Below are 19,742 nucleotides of genomic sequence, written 5' to 3'. Positions count from 1 at the left end.
GGACAGGTTTTCCTGTCCGTCGTTTTTGTTGCCGGGTACCGGGGTCAACACAATCTGCCCAACCTTGTGCGCTTTTGGGCTCCTTATCAACAGGAAACAGCGACGGGCGGTAGCGTGGCTGAAAGCGATGGAAGGGAGATAAAGAGAATGGCGTTTGATAAAGGAAAATAAACCATGAATGACATAAAGCCTTTGTTTTTCAACCACAGTCATCATCTTTTACAGGTGCATGGTTGTCACTCCTTGCTGGACGTTCTGTGCTTCGAAGGCGAGGAAAACTTAAGCGAGCCTTTCCGCTATACCATTGAATTTACCAGCAGCGATCGTGCCATCACCCCGCAGCAGATGTTGCTGAAAAATGCCTCGCTGACCTTGCAGGCGCCGGTTGACCAGGGATTTGGCATTAAGATCCAGCAACCGGTGCGCGTTGTGCAGGGAGTGATCACCGCTTTTGAACGGCTTTCCACCTCAAAAGAGGAAACGCGCTACGCCTTGACGTTACAGCCGCGTCTGGCGCTACTGTCGAAGAGCCATCAGAATCGGATTTATCAGGACATGTCGGCGCCGCAGATTGTGGAGCACATCCTCAGAACCCGTCACCAGATGCGCGGTGAAGATTTTGTCTTTCAACTGGCGCATGAATATCCGCGGCGTGAACAGGTGATGCAATACGGTGAGGACGATCTGACTTTTATCTCCCGCCTGTTGGGCGAGGTGGGGATCTGGTTTCGTTTTATCGCCGATACCCGGCTCAATATTGATGTAGCGGAGTTCTACGACGACCAGCAACACTACGAGGCGGGGTTGGTATTGCCCTCGGTCGCCCCCTCCGGGCAGCATGACGGCGGGAGCGAATCGGTGTGGGATTTACAAAGCCGACACCGCGTGGTTGAGCGTTCGGTCTTCACCCGTGACTACAACTATCGTAACGCGCCGGAGGATATGAATCTCAATGTCAATGTCAGCCGGGGCGATAGTACCACCTACGGTGAAGCCTATCACTGGGCGGACAACTACCTGACGCCAGGTAATCGCTATCAGCATACTCCGGACCCGGAGAGCGGGGCCTTTTATGCCCGTATTCGCCATGAGCGCTATCTCAACCAGCAGACGCGGCTGAACGGAGAAACAAACTGTGCGGCGTTGTCTCCCGGACAGCAGCTAAAAGTGAGCGGCGGCGAGGAGGTGACGGACCTCTGGCGCCAGGGCGTGGCGATCACCGCAATTCACTGTCGCGCCCGCCGCGACCGCAGCTTCGAAGTGACATTTCAGGCCATTCCCAGTGTTGAGACCTACTGCTTTCGCCCGGCAATCATCAGTAAACCCAGCATGGCCGGGACGTTACCGGCGCGCGTCACCAGCACCAAAATCAACGATCTCTACGGCCATATCGATCGCGACGGACGTTATCGGGTGAACTTATTGTTCGACCGCGATCGCTGGCAGCCGGGCGAGGAAAGCCTGTGGGTGCGGCAGGCGCGCCCTTACGCCGGTGAAACTTTTGGCCTGCATCTGCCGTTGTTAGCGGGTACCGAAGTGGCGATCGCTTTTGAGCAGGGCGATCCCGATAGGCCCTATATTGCCGGCGCCCTGCACGATTCCACGCACCAGGACCACGTGACGCTTTACAACTACAAGCGCAACGTGCTGCGCACGCCGGCGAATAACAAGATTCGCCTTGATGATACACGGGGCAAAGAGCACGTTAAGGTCAGCACCGAATATGGCGGCAAGAGCCAACTCAACCTCGGCCACCTGGTGGATCATCAGAACTCGCCGCGCGGTGAAGGGTTTGAGTTACGCACCGATAGCTACGGCGCGATCCGCGCAGGCAAGGGGATATTTATCACCGCCGATGAACAGCTGAAAGCGATGGGCGCGACCGTGGAAATGGATCCCGCGAGTCAACTGCTCAGCGCCGCCGTTGTCCAGCTCAACGACTGGCAGGAGATAGCCCGCACCCACTACAACACCCCGCCGGATGTCAGCACGTTAAAGCAGTTCGTCGGCAAAGCCGTCAACCTCGCGAGCCCCGTCCTGCTAATGAGCGCGCCGAAAGGGATCGGCATCGTGACGGCGGAAACGACGCTGCTGCAGAGTGGTAAAGGACTGTATCTGCAAAGCGCCAGCGATATTGCGCTGGCCAGCGGCAATCGGCTGTCGGTGAATAGCAAAAACGCTATCTCGCTGCTGTCCCACCGCGAAGGGATGCGTATGGTATCGGTGAAAGGTCCGCTGGCGATAGAGTCGCACGGCGATACCCTGGCGCTCACTTCACTGAAGGATATTACCGTTCAATCAACGCAGGGACATCTGCAGCTTACCGCCAAAAATGGCATCACCCTGGGCTGCGGCGGCGGCTACATTCGCCTGACGCCGCAGGGAGAAATCCATCTTCACAGCCCCGGTCTGCTCAGTTTTAAAGGCACGCATAAGATGCAGGGGCCAGCCGGCGAGACGTTTCCGCTTCCCGACCTTCCCACATCGATATGTAAAGACTGCCTGATTCATGCGCAAGAACTGGCTCAGACCTTTGTTCCGCGTGCCGCCTGACAATCGCCCATTGATATAACTTACCCGGAGGAACAGACCTTGAAACCCATTATTCGGCAGGGTGATACCTTGCGTGAGCATGGCGGTACGGTGATCGGCGGCCATTATCTCTGTTTTGGTAAAGGCATCGCCTGCAAAGGCGACCAGGTGAGCTGCAATGAACATGGCCTGACGGTCATAGCCGAAGGAAGCTCTCTGTATGAAGTGGATGGTTCTCCGGTGGCTCTTGACGGGCATCGTTGCGCCTGCGGCTGTACGCTGGTGAGCTCACGCCCTGATTGCGACGTCGCGTTATGAGACAGCTCACCGACTATCTGCCTTACAAAACCGCCACGCCGCCCCGCAACGGACGGTGGTTATCCGTCGGCGCGGGGCTGACGCTGATTAGCGGTGGAGGCGCGGCGTTAATGCCTGGCGAAGCGCGTGGCGGGGCGTTAATTACCGTCGCAATCGTTGGCGCCATGCTTTTGGTTTTCATCATCTGGATGTTGCGTCTGCTTTATTACCGCCTGTCGGTCCACTATACCCAGTACTACCAGCAGTTGATCGATTTCGATCATCAGACGTGGTGGGCCCGGCATCAATATAGCGTTGGGCTGGTGGAAACGGTGCTGCTGGGGCCGGTGGGGTGTGAACCCGAGCACTGGCATGCGCTGCTGAAGCGAGAACATCAGACGCCAAAAGAGAAACTGGAGGCCGGTGCGCGGGCGCTGCGGCTGATTCACTCGGATATCGTTGATATCGACCTGCGCGAACAGCAGCTGGCCAGGATGCTGGCGCAACAATGGCTGGCGCAGCGAGGCGACCATCAATTTCCCTGCCTGAGCGGCTGTTACTGGCAGGGCAGCGAACCGGCATGGCGAGAATTTTGCGCCGAGCTGCGCAAGCGCTATCCCACCGCTCAGTTGCCGCATATGGCTGAACCCTGGCAGGGCGAGGCCAGCTTATCGGAGATTACCGCACGAATGAATGCGGCCGGCGACGGATGTTTCTTTCTGGTGGCGGGGTGCCAGTCGGTGGCGGTGACGGCGGATTCCGCGAGACCGGCGGGTGAATCTGCCGTGCTGTGGTTACTGGCCCGGGAGGGGGAGGCGAGACTGACCCGCGGCGAGGTTTATGAAGGCGCTGCGGTGGAAAATATCCAGCAGGTCTGTCAGCGGGCGATGCAGCAAAGCGGGGCCGAACGTCCGCCCGATCCCTGTATCGCATTTACACAGCCGCAAATCCCGGAACTGGCGCAAAGCGGCTGGAACATCAACCAGCTGCTGCAGGATGAAAACTGGGGGGAGACGGGGCTGATGGAGCAGCTCATCACGATTACGCTGGCGGCGATATTTGCCTGTCGCTTTCATCAGTCTTGCGGCTGGATCGCCCGCGATCCGCGTCATCCTCTCTCACTGGGCATCGTCATCGCAGCAGTCCCGGCACCGCAACCTCAAGACAAGAAGGAATGAACATGTCGTTAATGAATCAGGAATGGATTAGCAAGCTGGAACAATTTGCGCGAAAACTCGCGCTGCGCGACGTCTATCTCATTGCCGATCAAGGTGTTTTAAGCAATCCATTGTTGGATGGCTTAAATAGACTTTCTCCTCCGGTGCAGTGGTTCTCGCTCTATCAGGGGCAACCGGAAGAGCCGCTGCTGGAGATGGCGCCTTTATTGATGCGGCTGGAGCCAGCTTGCTGGCAGCATCGTCAATGGATCGCCGATCTGATCGCCGCATTTTCCTACAAGCCGGGTCTACTGATCATCCTTTCACCACTGAGTTTTTCAACGCTCGCCGCCCACTTGCGCAATCTGGCCGACGGCGCATGGGAAGACCGTTCTGGTCTGGTGCGTTATTACGATACCCGCATGTTCCCGTTGTTGATGCAGCATGTGCTCACTGAAGAACAAAAAGCATGGTTTTTAGAACCGGTTTATCTCTGGAGCTACCGCGATAGAGACAACAAGATCTGCTGGCTGGAAGGCGAATGTTCGCCAGTTCAGGCAGCGATCCCGGAGGCGATCAAGATTAATTTCAGCGATGAGCAAATGATGAAACTGGATGTCGCTATCGATGCCCAGCGATTTACGGTTTCTGAAAAATTCAGCACCTTTTTTGCCACCCAGGAGGACAAATTTAACACTCTTTGGCAGCTCGGCTGGCAGGCGCATCAGCAGAATTTTGTCGGCGATTTAGCTTCCTGGTTTGAAAGCCACTTTAAGGAATAAAACATCCTCCCTTTTGATAATCAATAGGTGATGATCAGTTCTGTAAGGACACATCAATGATAAAGCATATTCGTATTTTGCCCGGCAGGCTGGCGGTGCTGACCGCCGGTTTTCTCTGCCTGCTGACGGCCTGCCGTGACCACAGTCGCGACGGCATGAGCGGCGCTGATATAAATGTCTATAACCACGGCCCAGACGCCATCGTTTCGATGCAGGTGAACGGTTACGGCGGGCCAAGAGCTAATCCCTACGGCGGCGGCGGCGGCTTCTGCTGTGTGATGGTGCCCAACGACTGGCGGCCGGGGCTGACGGCAAAAATCACCTGGACTTCCGACCCTAACTCCTGGATGAAATCAAGTGAGATGCCAGATGATTATGAGACTCACTATCAGAAACATGGGCCGATTATCGTCCCTATCGAACGCTGGGAAGAGGATCAGGCCTGTGGCTTTGATGTACATATTTTTCCCTGCGATAAGGTGCGGATAGTGCGTTCCTGTCATATGCGTGACTCTCCCGAATATCCGGTACAACCTGAACCTGACGAAGAAAAAAAAGCAGATAACGTTATTTTCAAACATATTAAGGAGGACGTTATATGTCCGACACCGCAGACTCCACGCTGAATGCCCTGAAGGCGCTAATTGCCGCCTTTCAGACCGGCGCCACTCCGGTCACGGTTAAAACCTCCACTGTGGAAGCATCTGGAAACCGGTATTAATGTCTGTAGCGGCCAATTTTATTTGACCGCTACAAATATCATTATCACAAATATTCGGGAGGTATATATCAGCAAAAATATAATTCTGTCATCACGTCATCTCTTAATAGCGACGTATTTAATTTCTTTTGTAAGGACACATCAATGATAAAGCATACCCGTATTTTGTCCGGCGGGCTGGCGGTGCTGGCCGCCGCTTTGCTCTGCCTGCTGACGGCCTGCCGTGACCACAGTCGCGACGGGATGAGCGGCGCTGATATAAACGTCTTAAACCACGGTCCGGATGCCATTGTCTCGTTGCAGGTGAACGGCTACGGCGGACCGGGAGCCAATTCCTACGGCGGCGGCGGCGGCTTCTGCTGTGTGATGGTGCCAGATGTCTGGCGCCCGGGTCTGACGGCAAAAATCACCTGGACCTCCGATCCTAACGCATGGATAGACCCGAAACATATCCCTGACGATCATGCGAGTCATTATCAGAGTCATGGACCGATCACCGTTCCCATTGAGCGCTGGGGGAAGGGACAGGCCTGTGGCTTTGAAGTGCATATTTTTCCCTGCGATAAGGTAAGAATTATACGCTCCTGTCACGATCGCTCATCTCCGGAATATCCGATACGGCGTGCGCCCGATGAGGATGAAAAAGCGAAAAAAATATTATTCGACCATGTTAAGGAGAACATCGTATGTCCGACACCGCCGACTCCACGCTGAATGCCCTGAAGGCGCTTATTGCCGCCTTTCAGACCGGCGCCACTCCGGTTACGGTTAAAACCTCCACTGTGGAAGCATCTGGAAACCGGTATTAATGTCTGTAGCGGCCCATTTTATTTGAACGCTACAAATATCATTATCCCAAATATTCGGGGGGTATATATCAGCAAAAATATAATTCTGTCATCACGTCATCTTTTAATAACGACGCATTTAATTTCTTTTGTAAGGACACATCAATGATAAAGCATATTCGTATTTTGCCCGGCGGACTGGCGGTGCTGGCCGCCGTTTTTCTCTGCCTGCTGACGGCCTGCCGCGATCACAGTCGCGACGGGATGAGCGGCGCTGATATAAACGTCTTAAACCACGGTCCGGACGCCATTGTCTCGTTGCAGGTGAACGGCTACGGCGGACCAGGAGCCAATTCCTACGGCGGCGGTGGCGGCTTCTGCTGTGTGATGGTGCCCAACGACTGGCGGCCGGGGCTGACGGCAAAAATCACCTGGACTTCCGACCCTAACTCCTGGATGAAAATAAGCGATATGCCTGACAACTATTCACAATACTATCAGCGCCATGGACCGATCACCGTTCCCATTGAGCGCTGGGAGAAGGGACAGGCCTGTGGCTTTGAAGTGCATGTCTTTCCCTGCGATAAGGTAAGAATTATACGCTCCTGTCACGATCGTTCATCTCCGGAATATCCGATACATCGTGCGCCCGATGAGGATCAAAAGGCAGATAACGTCATTTTTAAACATATCAAGGAGGAAGTTGTATGTCCGACACCGCAGACTCCACGTTAAGTGCCCTGAAGGCGCTTATTGCCGCCTTTCAGACCGGTGCCACTCCGGTCGCTGTTAAAACCTCCACTGCGGAAGCGGCCAGCTTACCGCCAAAGTTTCCCGGGCCGGATGATAAAAAGGGGAAAACGTCAGCGGATAACTCCACGCAGCAGAAAACCGAATACAACGAGCGCGGCCGTCTGCCGGCGAGCAGAACGCAGACCGAAGGCAACTACGCCAGGCAGTACCTGGAGGGGTATGTTAAAGGGTCAGAACATCCCTCGGACAAAAAAACGCAACCGGGCTGCCCGGCCAGCCTGCATATCAGCCTGTTCTTTGACGGTACCGGCTGTAACGAAGAAGATGGTGATGAAGTCTACGGCTCGCGAAACCCGCCGCTGACCAATATCGGCCGTCTCTACCATGCAGCAAACTGGTTAGATAAGGCGGAGAATGATGGTTACTTTTGTTACTACTTTCCCGGCTGTGGCGCACGCTTTCCGGAGATTGGTGAAGAGCACTACTCCCTGGACGGCGAGTTGTTTGCCAACGGCGGTGAGGATCGTATCAACCAGGCGCTGCTTAAAACCTACAGCAGCATTTGTTATGCGGTGAAAAAGGAAAGGATAGAGGACAGCGAACTGACCAGATACCGGAACAGTATGGCCACCGTCTGGCCCTTCTCGCGGCTGACCCAGAAGTTCAACCGTAAAAGCGCACTTGACAAATTCTGCGACGACCATCTGGAGGCTGTGGTCAACCAGTGGCCGCGGCAGCCGACGCGGCTGTATATCCAGCGCTCGCAGCGGCGCATCGCCAAAATCAAGCTGTTCGTCTACGGCTACTGCCGGGGGGCCGCTACCGCCCGTGCCTTCGCCCGCGGGCTGGAGTCGCTGCTCGATGACGCCAGAATGCCGCTCGATGCGACAAATATGCTGCCGGCGGGGACGGTGGTACCCCCCGGCCCGACCCTGCTGGGCATCCCCATCAGTATTGAGTTTATGGGGTTGCTGGATACGGTCTCCGCGGTTGGCGTGCCGCATATCCTGCCGTCGGCCACCGGGCATCTGGGCTGGGCGGCCAACAGCCTGCGGCTGCCGACCACCAAAGGCTTCTTAAAAAGCTGCTACCACTTTGTCGCCGGCCACGAGCAGCATGGCGACCTGCCGCTGGACTCCATTCGCGGTCCGGACGGTAAATACCCGGCAGGAGCGGTGGAGGTGGTCTATCCCGGGATGCATGCCGATGTCGGCGGCGACTGTAAACCCACGGAACTCGGCAAAGTGCAGACCGATGCCGCCAGCCTGCTGTCAAAGATTGTGCTGCACGATATGTATGCCGCCGCCTTTGATGCCGGGGCGCCGCTGAGCGTGCCTCCTGAGGTGTTGCCTGGCGGCGCCAAAGAGAAAACTTATCGAATGATGTCTGTTTATGTATTGGAGCAATTCAAAATCTCCGAACAGGCGATCGCCCTGTTTAACGCCTGCAGCAGGCGGCGGCGCCCGCGGAAAGCGAAGGGCCGCGAGAAGTGCCGTTTATCGATAAGGATCGGCTGGACCGCGCGGCGTGGGGCTATGACTTTGCCCATACCGGTATCGTGGCGCTGCTGGATATTATTCCCACCACGCAAGCCAGCGGGTAAAAATGATTATTGATATTAATATCGGCGATATAATAGTGCAGGCGCGAACGGATATGAAAATACAGCTGAAGATATTTATAGCGGCCAATTTTATTTGACCGCTATAAATATCATTATCAGTTATATATGGAGGTTCATATATTAGCATAAATACAGTTATTTAATTACGTCATTTATTAATAATTCATCAATTTATATTTGTAAGGACACATCAATGATAAAGCATATCCGTATTTTGCCCGGCGGGCTGGCGGTGCTGGCCGCCGTTTTGCTCTGCCTGCTGACGGCCTGTCGCGATCACAGTCGCGACGGCATGAGCGGCGCTGATATAAACGTCTTAAACCACGGTCCGGATGCCATTGTCTCGTTGCAGGTGAACGGCTATGGGGGACCAAGGGCCAATTCCTACGGCGGCGGCGGCGGCTTCTGCTGCGTGATGGTGCCAGATGTCTGGCGCCCGGGGCTGACTGCAAAAATCACCTGGACCTCCGACCCTAACTCCTGGATGAGACTGAGCGATATGCCTGACAACTATTCGCAATATTATCAGCGCCATGGCCCGATCACCGTCCCCATCGAACGCTGGGAGAAGGGGCAGGCCTGCGGTTTTGATGTGCATATTTTCCCCTGTGATAAGGTGCGGATAGTACGTTCCTGCTACGGTCGCGCAGATCCGAAATACCCTATACTTCCTCATCCTGATGAGGATAAAAAAGCAGATAATATTATTTTTAAACATATCAAGGAGGAAGTTGTATGTCCGACGCCGCAGACTCCACGTTAAGTGCCCTGAAGGCGCTTATTGCCGCCTTTCAGACCGGTGCCACTCCGGTCGCTGTTAAAACCTCCACCGCGGAAGCGGCCAGTTTACCGCCGAAGTTTCCAGGGCCGGATGATAAAAAGGGGAAAACGCCCGCGGATAAATCTACGCAGCAGAAAGCCGAATACAACGAGCGCGGGCGCCTGGCGGCGAGCAGAACGCAGACCGAAGGCAACTATGCCTCTCAGCATACACAATCCGCCGCTGACTAATATTACCCGATTTTATCATTTGGAAAACCGGTATTAATGTCTGTAGCGACCAATTTTATTTGACCGCTACAAATATCATTATCAGTTATATATGGGGTTCATCTATTAGCATAAATACAAGCATTTAATGACGTCATTTATTAATAAGTCATCACTTTATATTTGTAAGGACACATCAATGATAAAGCATATCCGTATTTTGCCCGGCGGGCTGGCGGTGCTGGCTGCCGTTATTCTCTGCCTGCTGACGGCCTGTCGCGACCACAGTCGCGACGGCATGAGCGCTGCTGATATAGCCGTTTTAAACCACGGCCCGGACGCCATCGTTTCGGTGCAGGTGAATGGCTACGGCGGGCCAGGCGCCAATTCTTACGGCGGCGGCGGCGGCTTCTGCTGTGTGATGGTGCCAGACGTCTGGCGGCCGGGACTGACGGCAAAAATCACATGGACCTCCGATCCTAACGCATGGATAGATCCGAAACATATCCCTGATGATCATACGAGTCACTACCTGCACCATGGACCGATTACCGTGCCGATTGAGCGCTGGGAGAAAGGACAGGCTTGTGGTTTTGATATCCATATTTTCCCTTGCGATAAAGTGCGGATAGTGCGTTCCTGCTACGGTCGAGCAGCCCCTGAATATCCGATACAGCCTGAGACTGACGGACTAAAAAAAGCGCAAAACGTGCTTATAAATCATATTAAGGAGGAGGTCGTATGTCCGACACCGCAGACTCCACGCTGAATGCCCTGAAAGCACTTATTGCCGCCTTTCAGACCGGCGCCACCCCGGTCGCTGTAAAAACCTCCACTGCGGAAGCGGCCAGCTTACCGCCAAAGTTTCCCGGGCCGGATGACAAAAAGCCGGCGGATAAAACCACACAGCAGAAAACCCAATACAACGAGCGTGGCCGCCTGCCGGCGAGCAGAACGCAGACCGAAGGCAACTATGCCAGGCAATACCTGGAGGGGTATGTTAAAGAGTCCGATCATCAATCGGATAAAAAAACGGAACCGGGCTGCCCCGCCAGCCTGCATATCAGCCTGTTCTTTGACGGTACCTGCTGTAATGAAGAAGGGGCTGATGAAGTGTACGGCTCCCGCAATCCGCCGCTGACTAATATCGGCAGACTCTACCATGCGGCAAACTGGAGTGGACAGTTGCCACCAGCGGAGGATGACGGATTCTTTTGTTACTACTTTCCCGGCTGCGGAGCGCGTTTTCCGCAGATAGGCGAAGAGCACTACTCGCTGGACGGCGAACTGTTTGCCAACGGCGGTGAGGATCGTATCAACCAGGCGCTGCTTAAAACCTACAGCAGCATTTGCTATGCGGTGAAAAAGGAAAGGATAGAAGACAGCGAACTGACCGGATACCGGAACAGTATGGCCACCGTCTGGCCCTTCTCGCGGCTGACCCAGAAGTTCAACCGTAAAAGCGCGCTTGACAAATTCTGCGACGACCATCTGGGGGCTGTGGTCAACCAGTGGCCGAGGCAGCCGACGCGGCTGCATATCCAGCGCTCGCAGCGGCGCATCGCCAAAATCAAGCTGTTTGTCTACGGCTACTGCCGGGGGGCCGCCGCCGCCCGCGCCTTCGCCCGCGGGCTGGAGTCGCTGCTCGATGACGCTAAAATGCCGCTCGATGCGACAAATATGCTGCCGGCGGGGACGGTGGTTCCGGGGGGAGCCACGCTGCTGGGCATTCCCATCAGTATCGAGTTTATGGGGCTACTGGATTCGGTCTCCGCGGTTGGCGTGCCGCATATTCTGCCGTCGGCCACCGGGCATCTGGGCTGGGCGGCCAACAGCCTGCGGCTGCCGACCACCAAAGGTTTTTTAAAAAGCTGCTACCACTTTGTCGCCGGCCACGAGCAGCACGGCGACCTGCCGCTGGACTCTATCCGCGGTCCGGACGGTAAATACCCGGCGGGAGCGGTGGAGGTGGTCTATCCCGGGATGCATGCCGATGTCGGCGGCGACTGTAAGCCTGCGGAGCTCGGCAAAGTGCAGACCGACGCCCGCAACCTGCTGTCAAAGATTGTGCTGCACGATATGTATGCCGCCGCCTTTGACGCCGGGGCGCCGCTGAGCGTGCCTCCTGAGGTATTGCCCGGCGGCGCCAAAGAGAAAACCTATCGAATGATGTCTGTTTATGTATTGGATCAATTCAAAATTTCCGCCCAGGCCATCGCCCTGTTTAACGCCTGGCAGCAGGCTGGGGCGCAGCAGGCGGGGGCGAAGACCGAAACGCCGGCCGTCAATGAGGCGGAGGTGGTGGCCATCGCCGTGGCTCAGGGCCGGGATCCGGTTGCCGCGCTGAAGGCGGCTCACGACAAGGCGGATAGCGATAAGGCGAAAGCCGCAGCCGCCGCCGCGAAGCCGCCGGAGAACGGTCCGCTGGGCAAACTGCCGGATCCGGTGTATGTGCCGCTGAAGGCCAAAGCGCTGGAGGTGATGCTGGCGGACCAGCTGAGCTGGATCACCGCCTGGCGTACCGAGCGCTTTGCCAGCCCGCAATACGCCGATAAGTATTATCAGCGCAAGCCTTTTTATCAGCAGGCGCTGAATGAGCAGGTCAGCGCGCTGCCGTCGGCGGCGGCGCCCGCGGAAAGCGAAGGACCGCGAGAAGTGCCGTTTATCGATAAGGATCGGCTGGACCGCGCGGCGTGGGGCTATGACTTTGCCCATACCGGTATCGTGGCGCTGCTGGCCCAGGTACTGCTGGATATTATTCCCACCACGCAGACCAACCAGCTCGGCGGTCCGCTGGTGGCGGCGCAGGAGTCGGAATATATCCAGATCAAGAAAAGCGGCGATGCCCGGCGGGCGGCGCTGATGGGCTCGCCGACGATGCTGGATTTTTACGATAACTACGTGCATGACACGCTGGCTAAGTATAATCACGACCCGCTGCACTCCTCGTTTTCCCACGGTTATTTTGCGTCGCGGACGATTTACGATAACGATGACGATACGTGGGATTCGGTGAAACAATTTGGCCAGCGGGTAAAAGCGATTATAGATATTAATGTTGGCGATATATTAGTGCAGGCGCGAACGGATATGAAAGATCTGAATACGGTATCGGGCGTGCTGGGTAAAATATATCGCGATATAAAAAGCGAGGCTTTTAAAATACTGCTGCCTTAATTCGTTATCGCCATATTCATTATATCCGCTAAGTATCCTTAATAACGCTATACGGGCGTGATGATGCACGCCCGTGGCTAAGGGAATCATCAATTTTATGTTCAAGGAAAAAAATGCCGCGGTAATGACCGTAGCGGCTACCGCGACCCTGTGTCTTGCCGTCTGGACAATTGTGGTCCTGCTGAGCGGTCTGGGATGGTGGAACTGGCACGCCAACCGCACGCTGCAGTGGACGGCGGTCCGCGAGATAGTGACCGTCTGTGGCCTGATTTGGGCGTATGGTCTCTGTCTCTGGATACTGGGCTTTATTGCTTTCCACCTGTTTATCAGGCAAAAAGCCGATGGGCAACAGCGTCAGACGCGGACTTTTATTAGCCAGCAGACAAAACCGGCGCAGCCGTTTGCGTCCTTAAAGCACACTCTTCGTCGCCGCTACGGCCGATTGTGGCGCAATAAGGTCCGCCTGCTGTGGGTCGCTGGCGAGGCGGCGCAGATTGCCGCCATCGTTCCCGGCCTTGCGCAACAGCAATGGCTGGAGGGGCGCGGTACGGTGCTGATCCACGGCGGTAGCCTGTCGGCGAAGGTGGATAACGAGCGGCTCAGCGCCCTGCGTCGGCTGCGCGGCCGCCGGCCGCTGGATGGTATCGTGCTGGTGCTGGACAATGCTCAGGCCACCGCCGCGAATCTGGACGAGTATTTGCGTACGCTGGAGCAGGTTACGCAGGTCCTGCGCTACCAGCCGCCGGTCTATCTGTGGCAACTCCGCGACAGCGACTGGCCGCAGGATACGCGCATTACCCAGACGCTGGGGGCGTTGTTCCCGCCGCGGGCCGTCCCGCAGGATGTTGAACGGCAGCTTCGCGCCATTCTGCCCGCCATGCTGGCGCAGGGTACTCAGCAGTTGTGCGCTGATTCGTCCCACGATTACCTGCTGCGTGTCGCTAAATGGCTGAAGGAGGGCGGTATCAGCGGCTGGAAGACGCTACTGATGCCGTGGCTTACCGGGCATCTGCAACAGATCCCGCTCCGCGGTCTGCTGTTCAGCCCCTCGTTAAAGGCGGAAGAAGCGGTGGACAATGGGCTCTATCCCCACCGTTGGCCGGCCCCGGCCGTCTGGCAGGGGATCATCGCAGACTGCGGCCGCGCGCGCGGCCTGCCGGTGGGGGTGGCGTGGCGCCGCTCCCTCGGCGTCGGCCTGCTGGCGCTGATTGCCCTGTGGGCGGCGGGAAGCCTGCTCTCTTTTATCGTCAACCGCCAGCAAATTGTCAGCGCCACCCAGCGGGTACAGCTGCTGCGGCAGCCCGTCGTTAACGACCAACAGCTGATCGATTTGCAGATGCTGCGCAACGATATCGGCCGTCTACAGAATCGGCTCGCCAACGGCGCGCCCTGGTATCAGCGCTTTGGTCTTAATCATAATGCGCCGCTTTCTGCCGCGCTGCTGCCGTGGTATGGGCGGGCTAACCAGCGTCTGATCCGCGACGCGGCGGCAGAAGCGCTCACCCGGCAACTGACGGTGTTGGTCAACCTGCCGCCGCGCAGCCCGCAGCGGGCGCAGCTGGCGAAAGCGGGTTATGACCAGTTAAAGGCCTATCTGATGATGGCGCGTCCGGACAAAGCCGATGCGGCGTTTTACCGCCAGACAATGACCGCCGCGCAGCAGACGCGTCAGGGAGTCGCCCCGGCGCTATGGCAGAGTATCGCCCCTGATTTATGGGCCTTCTATATGCGTAACTTGCCGTCGCAGCCGACGTGGAAAATCACCCCGGATGCCGCACTGGTGACGCAAGCGCGTCAGGTGCTGCTGGCGCAAATCGGGCGGCGCAACGCCGAAAGCACGCTTTACGAGAACATGCTGCTGCAGGTGCGCCGTAATTATGCCGACATGATGCTGGAAGATATGACGCCGCAGACCAATGCCAGCCGGTTGTTTACCACGGAAGAGGTGGTTCCGGGGATGTTTACCCGCCAGGCGTGGGAGGGCGGCGTGCGCGAGGCGATCGATAAGGCGGTGGCGGCCAGGCGCGATGAGATCGACTGGGTGCTGAGCGATAGCCGCCAGACCGTCAGCGGAGATGTCTCCCCGGAGGCGTTGAAACAGCGGCTGACCGATCGCTATTTCACCGATTTCGCCGGGGCGTGGCTGGGCTTTCTCAATAGCATCCGCTTAAATCCGGCGCGCAATATTGCCGATGTTACCGATCAGCTCACGTTGGCGGGCGACGTTCGTCAGTCGCCGCTGATTGCGTTGATGAATACCCTTGCCTGGCAGGGGCAGACCGGGCAGCAGCGTGAGGGCGTGGCGGATTCGCTGGTGAAGTCGGCAAAAAATCTACTCGATAAGGACCAGCAGCCGTTTATCGACCAGCAGGCCGGCGGCGTGCGCGGCCCGCTGGATAGCACCTTTGGGCCGCTGCTGGCGCTGATGGGCAAAAATCCCTCTCAGAGCGTGGTTGCCGCAGACAGCACCCTCAGTTTACAGACCTGGCTGACGCGCCTGACCCGCGTACGCCTGCGGCTCCAGCAGGTGGCAAACGCCCCCGACCCGCAGGCGATGATGCAGCAGCTGGCGCAGACCGTGTTTCAGGGTAAAAGCGTCGACCTGACCGACACCCAGGAGTACGGCAGCCTGGTGGCGGCCAGCCTCGGCGAAGAGTGGAGCGGTTTCGGCCAGACCATGTTCGTCCAGCCGCTGACGCAGGCCTGGGAAACGGTGCTGCAGCCATCGGCGGCCAGCCTGAACGAGGCGTGGCAGCGTTCTGTGGTCGCCAACTGGCATTCGGCTTTTGACGGCCGCTATCCGTTTGCCGCGGGCAAAAACGATGTCTCGCTACCGATGCTGGCGGCATTCATCCGTCGCGATAGCGGGCGGATCGACCAGTTTCTCGCCCGACAGTTGGGCGGCGTGCTCAACCGGGAGGGCAGCCGCTGGGTGGCCGATAGCACGCACAGCCAGGGGCTGACTTTCAATCCGGCCTTCCTGAAGGCGATTAATCAACTGAGTTCCTTGTCCGACATCCTGTTTACCGACGGCAGCCAGGGAATGGGATTTGAACTACAAGGGGTGGCGACGCCGGGCATTGTTGAAACGCAACTCACCCTCGACGGCCAGAATCTGCACTACTTTAACCAGCTTGCCGAATGGAAAAGTTTCCGCTGGCCGGGGACTATCAACAAACCCGGCGCGATGCTGAGCTGGAGCTCAACGGCGGCGGGCGCCCGGCTATTGGCGAACGACAGCGGCCCGTGGGGCACGCTGCGTATGCTGGAGAGAATGAAGCGCCAGCAGATCGGCGATGGGCTGTTTCGTCTGACGGTCAATACGCCGGATAACCGGCAACTGCAGTGGCTGCTGCGTACCGAACTCGGCGATGGCCCGCTGGCGTTGCTGAAACTGCGAAACTTCACGTTACCGACACAGATTTTCATTGTGGAGGCTCCCCGAGCAGAACCGTTTGCTGACGGTGACGTAGAGGAATAAGGGCCGACATTCACGCTGCAAGCGCTGCTTTACAAGCGGCGAGTTTTCCAATTCTGACATTTGAGATATTCCATGGACGATTTAACTCTGCGTTATTTTGACGCTGAAATGCGCTACCTGCGCGAAGCTGGCGAGGAGTTTGCCCGCGCCCATCCCGATCGCGCCGCGGCGTTAAACCTCGATAAAGCTGGCGCCCGCGATCCCTATGTTGAGCGCCTGTTCGAAGGTTTTGCTTTCCTGATGGGGCGGCTGCGCGAAAAGCTCGACGACGACCTGCCAGAGCTGACCGGCGGGCTGGTGAGTATGATTTGGCCGCATTATCTCCGTACCATTCCGTCATTGGCGATGGTGGAATTCAGCGTCGACTGGCGGGAGATGAAAGAGCCGCAGCGGCTGAAGAAAGGGACGGAGGTGATCTCCCGGCCCATCGGCGAGACGGGCACCCGCTGCCGTTACACCACGACCCAGCCGCTAACCTTACAGCCGCTCGCGCTCTCCCGCGCCAACGTCAGGACGCTGGCAGATGGCCGCCAGGCGATTTGTCTGCGTTTTGACTGTAGCGCGCTGGTGGACTGGCGGGCGCTCGACCTGAGCCGTATTCCGTTGTACCTGAACGCCGATGCGCCGTTGGCCTGCGCGCTGCATGAAGCGCTGACCCTGAATGTGGCGCACATCGGCATACGTCTGGCGGGGGAGGCCGATAGCAGGCCGCTGGCGGCCCATTTTGCCGTTTGCGGTTTTGGCCATGATGATGCGCTGCTGCCTCAAAGCGGCGGGTTCAGCGGCTACCAGTTGCTGCTGGAGTATTTCAGCTTTCGTGAAAAGTTTATGTCGGTCGCGCTGTGCGGGCTGGAGAATATGACGTTTCCTGATGCGCCGGGATGGTTTGAGATCGAGGTCGTGCTGGATAAACCGTGGCCGCAGGAGTATGCGTTGTCAGAGAAACATTTGCGTTTACACTGCAGCCCGGTTATTAACCTGTTCCCGCTGGAGTCGGACCCGCTGCATCTGGATTCACTACAAAGTGAGTATCTGCTGCGCCCCATGCGCGTTCAGGATGGGCACACCGAAATCTATTCGGTGGAGTCCGTCACCTCTTCCCGCCTTTCCGGCACCCAGGCGTATGTGCCGTTTACCAGTTTTCGCCACAAAGGCGGCATGTTGCGCCATGATGCGCCGGAATATTATTACCACACGCGCGTTAAACGTGGCCCGTCCGGGCTGCATGATACCTGGCTGACGCTGGGCGGCGAGGCGTTTGACCAGCATCGCGTGCCGCAGAATGAAACCCTGTCATTGAGCCTGATCGGCACCAACGGCCAGTTGCCGCGCCGGGCGCTGCAAAGCACGCTGCTGGACACGGTGGTCAAATCCACGACGTCGCGCCTCCAGGTGCGCAATCTCAGCGCGCCGACGTTGCCGTGTTATCCACCGGATCGGGATCGTTTTCACTGGCGGGTGCTGAGCCATCTCGGCAGCAGCTTCCTGTGGATGATGGATAACGCCGAAGTGTTGCGCGGCGCGCTGGCGTTGTATGACTGGACGGACAACGAAATGAACCGCCGTCGCCTGCAGGCGATCGTCGACGTGAGCCACTGTGAGGTGGAGCGTTTTGCCGAGGGGCATTTTCTACGCGGCGTGCAGATAGAGGTGACGCTCGACGGTAACGGCTTCGCCGGACACGGCGACATCTGCCTGTTTGGCGAGATGCTCAACCGCTTCTTTGCCCTGTATACCGACATCCATCTGTTTAATCGTCTGATTCTGATACTGCAACCTACCGGAGAGCGTCTCGAATGGCAGGAGAACCACAAACGCCGCATTCCCGGCTGAGCCCGCGGCTTGAGCGGGATATTCAGCGCATCAACTTTTACCGTTTCTGCCAGCTACTGGAAAAATCGCGACCTGGCGCGCCGGCATTAGGCAGCACGCTGAACCCGGCGGATGATCCGATACGCTTTCGCCCGCATCCGGGGATGGGTTTTCCGGTCAGCGAACTCAAAGCGGTGGAGTATGATGAGGCGCATCCCGACGCGCCGCCGACGCTGCGCACCACCTTTATGGGGCTATACGGTGTCGATTCGCCGTTGCCTACCGCCTGGCTGGATGATATTGCGCAGCAAAGAGAAGGGCATGAGGCGCAGGAAGCATTTCTCGATATTTTTAACCACCGCATTCTGAGCCAGTTTTATCGCATCTGGCGCAAATACTCGTATCCGGCAACCTTTGAAGACGGCGGTTGCGACCGTACTTCGCAGAGCCTGCTGGGGCTGATCGGGCTGGGCATTCCCGGCACCGCTCAGCATATTGCCGCGCCGGTATCTCGCTTTCTGGCATTACTCAGCGTGATGCGCCTGCCCGCGCGTACCGAAGAGGGAATTCAGGCGCTGGTACGATTGTTGGCGCCCCATACGCGGGCGGAAGCGTCGCCGTACTGCCCACGGACGGTGTACCTGGCGCAGCCGCTGGGTTTTTACGGCGATAACGATTTCCTGCTTGATGGCTACACGGTGCTGGGCGATGAAACGACCGAGATTGCCAGCCAGTTGCTGATCGCGCTGTATACCGATGATATCGCCGAGGTCGCAGGCTGGATGCCGGAAGGGCAAATCTATGCGGACTTTCTGGTTCTGCTGCGGGTTTATCTCGGCTGGCGCTATAAGGCCAAAATCACCTTAACGCTTCCCACGCCGCTGTTGCCCGCGCCGGTACTTGGCGAAACGCCGTTTATGCTCGGCATCACCGGCGTTCTGGGCATGGAGGGGGACGCGGTCCCGCCGGATTTACCGGCCACGTTTACCACGGAACTGGGCGGCTACCGCGGCATGCCGCTTGCACCATTATCACAAGGAAACCAACGTGTTGCATATCACTTCGCTTAAACTATCCGCACTGATTCTTCTGCCGTTCATGCTGGCGGGTTGCGGGCTAACACAGAAAATCAGCGACGGCGCCTCGTCCGCCGTAAAGTCAGTATTTTATCGCCAGGTGAAAACGCTGCGTCTGGATTTTAGCGCGCGCAATGCGTTAAACACCGATAACCGCGAGGATAACAGCGCCTCCCAGCCGGTGATGGTACGGGTCTATGTGCTGAAGGATCGCAAGACCTTCGATAAGACGGTTTACCAGCAGCTGGCGGCGGAGGGGGAGGAGATATTAAAAGACGATCAACTGGCCAGCCGCAGCCTGGTGCTCAAACCGGGAACGGAGATGAGTCTCACCATGCCGCTGGATGAACAGGCGCAGTATGTTGCCGTGGTGGCGCTGTTCCGGGCGCCGGATCTGACGAAAAACGACTGGAAGCTGGTGCTTGCCCGTGAGGATCTTGACCTGGACCGCGCGCGCGTCATTGAGGCCAGCCATCATCAACTTGTTCTGCAACCGCGGAAGGACAAGTGAGAAACGCGCTGCGCAATTTTTATTTTCAATAAATAATGTCA

At 57.3% G+C, this 19,742-nt stretch carries 17 protein-coding genes; all 17 read left to right on the top strand.

The features are described 5' to 3' along the window. Positions 1-174 precede the first annotated feature (174 nt). Positions 175-2,553: a type VI secretion system Vgr family protein gene (locus tag PGR10_RS06630; protein ID WP_430923219.1), complete on the top strand. Its 2,379-nt coding sequence runs from the start codon at positions 175-177 to the stop codon at positions 2,551-2,553. A 39-nt stretch (positions 2,554-2,592) separates the two neighbouring features. After that, a complete protein-coding gene (locus PGR10_RS06625; RefSeq protein ID WP_087860650.1) occupies positions 2,593-2,850 on the top strand; it encodes a PAAR domain-containing protein in 258 nt (85 codons plus the stop codon). Continuing rightward, positions 2,847-4,007, top strand: a complete 1,161-nt coding sequence (locus tag PGR10_RS06620) for a hypothetical protein (protein WP_430923218.1) — start codon at positions 2,847-2,849, stop codon at positions 4,005-4,007. The genes PGR10_RS06625 and PGR10_RS06620 overlap by 4 nt, the downstream gene beginning before the upstream one ends. An 11-nt stretch (positions 4,008-4,018) precedes the next feature. Further along, complete coding sequence (locus PGR10_RS06615) at positions 4,019-4,768, top strand: DUF4123 domain-containing protein (RefSeq protein WP_430923217.1); 750 nt, start codon at positions 4,019-4,021, stop codon at positions 4,766-4,768. Positions 4,769-4,824: 56 nt separating this feature from the next. Then, entirely contained in the window at positions 4,825-5,394 is a 570-nt protein-coding gene (locus PGR10_RS06610) for a DUF3304 domain-containing protein (RefSeq protein WP_430923216.1), read from the top strand. 239 nt (positions 5,395-5,633) lie between these two features. After that, entirely contained in the window at positions 5,634-6,203 is a 570-nt protein-coding gene (locus PGR10_RS06605) for a DUF3304 domain-containing protein (RefSeq protein ID WP_430923215.1), read from the top strand. Beyond that, complete coding sequence (locus PGR10_RS06600; protein ID WP_430923214.1) at positions 6,176-6,298, top strand: hypothetical protein; 123 nt, start codon at positions 6,176-6,178, stop codon at positions 6,296-6,298. The genes PGR10_RS06605 and PGR10_RS06600 overlap by 28 nt, the downstream gene beginning before the upstream one ends. A 144-nt stretch (positions 6,299-6,442) precedes the next feature. Continuing rightward, positions 6,443-7,012: a DUF3304 domain-containing protein gene (locus PGR10_RS06595; RefSeq protein ID WP_430923213.1), complete on the top strand. Its 570-nt coding sequence runs from the start codon at positions 6,443-6,445 to the stop codon at positions 7,010-7,012. Beyond that, on the top strand, positions 6,985-8,646 hold the full coding sequence (locus PGR10_RS06590; RefSeq protein ID WP_430923212.1) for a T6SS phospholipase effector Tle1-like catalytic domain-containing protein: 1,662 nt from the start codon (positions 6,985-6,987) through the stop codon (positions 8,644-8,646). Before PGR10_RS06595 ends, PGR10_RS06590 begins: the two co-directional genes overlap by 28 nt. A 201-nt stretch (positions 8,647-8,847) precedes the next feature. Next, positions 8,848-9,417: a DUF3304 domain-containing protein gene (locus PGR10_RS06585; protein ID WP_430923211.1), complete on the top strand. Its 570-nt coding sequence runs from the start codon at positions 8,848-8,850 to the stop codon at positions 9,415-9,417. Then, the gene (locus tag PGR10_RS06580; protein WP_430923210.1) at positions 9,390-9,665 is read left to right on the top strand and encodes a hypothetical protein; all 276 of its coding nucleotides are present in this window, start codon (positions 9,390-9,392) and stop codon (positions 9,663-9,665) included. The genes PGR10_RS06585 and PGR10_RS06580 overlap by 28 nt, the downstream gene beginning before the upstream one ends. A 178-nt stretch (positions 9,666-9,843) precedes the next feature. Beyond that, positions 9,844-10,413: a DUF3304 domain-containing protein gene (locus tag PGR10_RS06575; RefSeq protein ID WP_289578610.1), complete on the top strand. Its 570-nt coding sequence runs from the start codon at positions 9,844-9,846 to the stop codon at positions 10,411-10,413. Then, positions 10,386-12,821 (top strand): phospholipase effector Tle1 domain-containing protein, encoded by a 2,436-nt coding sequence (locus PGR10_RS06570; RefSeq protein WP_430923209.1) that lies wholly within the window; start codon positions 10,386-10,388, stop codon positions 12,819-12,821. The genes PGR10_RS06575 and PGR10_RS06570 overlap by 28 nt, the downstream gene beginning before the upstream one ends. Before the next feature lie 97 nt (positions 12,822-12,918). Then, positions 12,919-16,302: an ImcF-related family protein gene (locus PGR10_RS06565; protein ID WP_430923208.1), complete on the top strand. Its 3,384-nt coding sequence runs from the start codon at positions 12,919-12,921 to the stop codon at positions 16,300-16,302. Between the two features lie 72 nt (positions 16,303-16,374). Then, entirely contained in the window at positions 16,375-18,135 is a 1,761-nt protein-coding gene (gene tssF / locus PGR10_RS06560; RefSeq protein ID WP_430923207.1) for a type VI secretion system baseplate subunit TssF, read from the top strand. Next, positions 18,099-19,184 carry a type VI secretion system baseplate subunit TssG gene (tssG, locus tag PGR10_RS06555; protein ID WP_430923206.1) on the top strand — a complete coding sequence of 362 codons (1,086 nt, stop codon included), beginning with the start codon at positions 18,099-18,101 and terminating at the stop codon, positions 19,182-19,184. Before tssF ends, tssG begins: the two co-directional genes overlap by 37 nt. Then, complete coding sequence (tssJ, locus tag PGR10_RS06550; RefSeq protein WP_411325077.1) at positions 19,162-19,701, top strand: type VI secretion system lipoprotein TssJ; 540 nt, start codon at positions 19,162-19,164, stop codon at positions 19,699-19,701. The genes tssG and tssJ overlap by 23 nt, the downstream gene beginning before the upstream one ends. The last annotated feature ends 41 nt before the right edge of the window (positions 19,702-19,742 follow it).

It is taken from the genome of Klebsiella sp. 141198, from assembly GCF_050600785.1.
In the GTDB taxonomy this organism is placed as follows: domain Bacteria; phylum Pseudomonadota; class Gammaproteobacteria; order Enterobacterales; family Enterobacteriaceae; genus Klebsiella; species Klebsiella aerogenes.
Note: the sequence above shows the minus strand (reverse complement) of the source record. Positions and strands in the feature narration are given on the sequence as shown.

Excerpts from the sequence above, each read along its gene's own strand:
- PGR10_RS06610 (WP_430923216.1), top strand. The coding sequence starts at position 4,825 with ATGATAAAGCATATTCGTATTTTGCCCGGCAGGCTGGCGGTGCTGACC.
- PGR10_RS06600 (WP_430923214.1), top strand. The coding sequence starts at position 6,176 with ATGTCCGACACCGCCGACTCCACGCTGAATGCCCTGAAGGCGCTTATT.
- PGR10_RS06620 (WP_430923218.1), top strand. The coding sequence starts at position 2,847 with ATGAGACAGCTCACCGACTATCTGCCTTACAAAACCGCCACGCCGCCC.
- PGR10_RS06630 (WP_430923219.1), top strand. The coding sequence starts at position 175 with ATGAATGACATAAAGCCTTTGTTTTTCAACCACAGTCATCATCTTTTA.
- PGR10_RS06590 (WP_430923212.1), top strand. The coding sequence starts at position 6,985 with ATGTCCGACACCGCAGACTCCACGTTAAGTGCCCTGAAGGCGCTTATT.
- tssF (WP_430923207.1), top strand. The coding sequence starts at position 16,375 with ATGGACGATTTAACTCTGCGTTATTTTGACGCTGAAATGCGCTACCTG.
- PGR10_RS06575 (WP_289578610.1), top strand. The coding sequence starts at position 9,844 with ATGATAAAGCATATCCGTATTTTGCCCGGCGGGCTGGCGGTGCTGGCT.
- PGR10_RS06615 (WP_430923217.1), top strand. The coding sequence starts at position 4,019 with ATGAATCAGGAATGGATTAGCAAGCTGGAACAATTTGCGCGAAAACTC.
- PGR10_RS06580 (WP_430923210.1), top strand. The coding sequence starts at position 9,390 with ATGTCCGACGCCGCAGACTCCACGTTAAGTGCCCTGAAGGCGCTTATT.
- tssG (WP_430923206.1), top strand. The coding sequence starts at position 18,099 with ATGGCAGGAGAACCACAAACGCCGCATTCCCGGCTGAGCCCGCGGCTT.
- PGR10_RS06565 (WP_430923208.1), top strand. The coding sequence starts at position 12,919 with ATGTTCAAGGAAAAAAATGCCGCGGTAATGACCGTAGCGGCTACCGCG.
- PGR10_RS06595 (WP_430923213.1), top strand. The coding sequence starts at position 6,443 with ATGATAAAGCATATTCGTATTTTGCCCGGCGGACTGGCGGTGCTGGCC.
- PGR10_RS06570 (WP_430923209.1), top strand. The coding sequence starts at position 10,386 with ATGTCCGACACCGCAGACTCCACGCTGAATGCCCTGAAAGCACTTATT.
- PGR10_RS06605 (WP_430923215.1), top strand. The coding sequence starts at position 5,634 with ATGATAAAGCATACCCGTATTTTGTCCGGCGGGCTGGCGGTGCTGGCC.
- PGR10_RS06585 (WP_430923211.1), top strand. The coding sequence starts at position 8,848 with ATGATAAAGCATATCCGTATTTTGCCCGGCGGGCTGGCGGTGCTGGCC.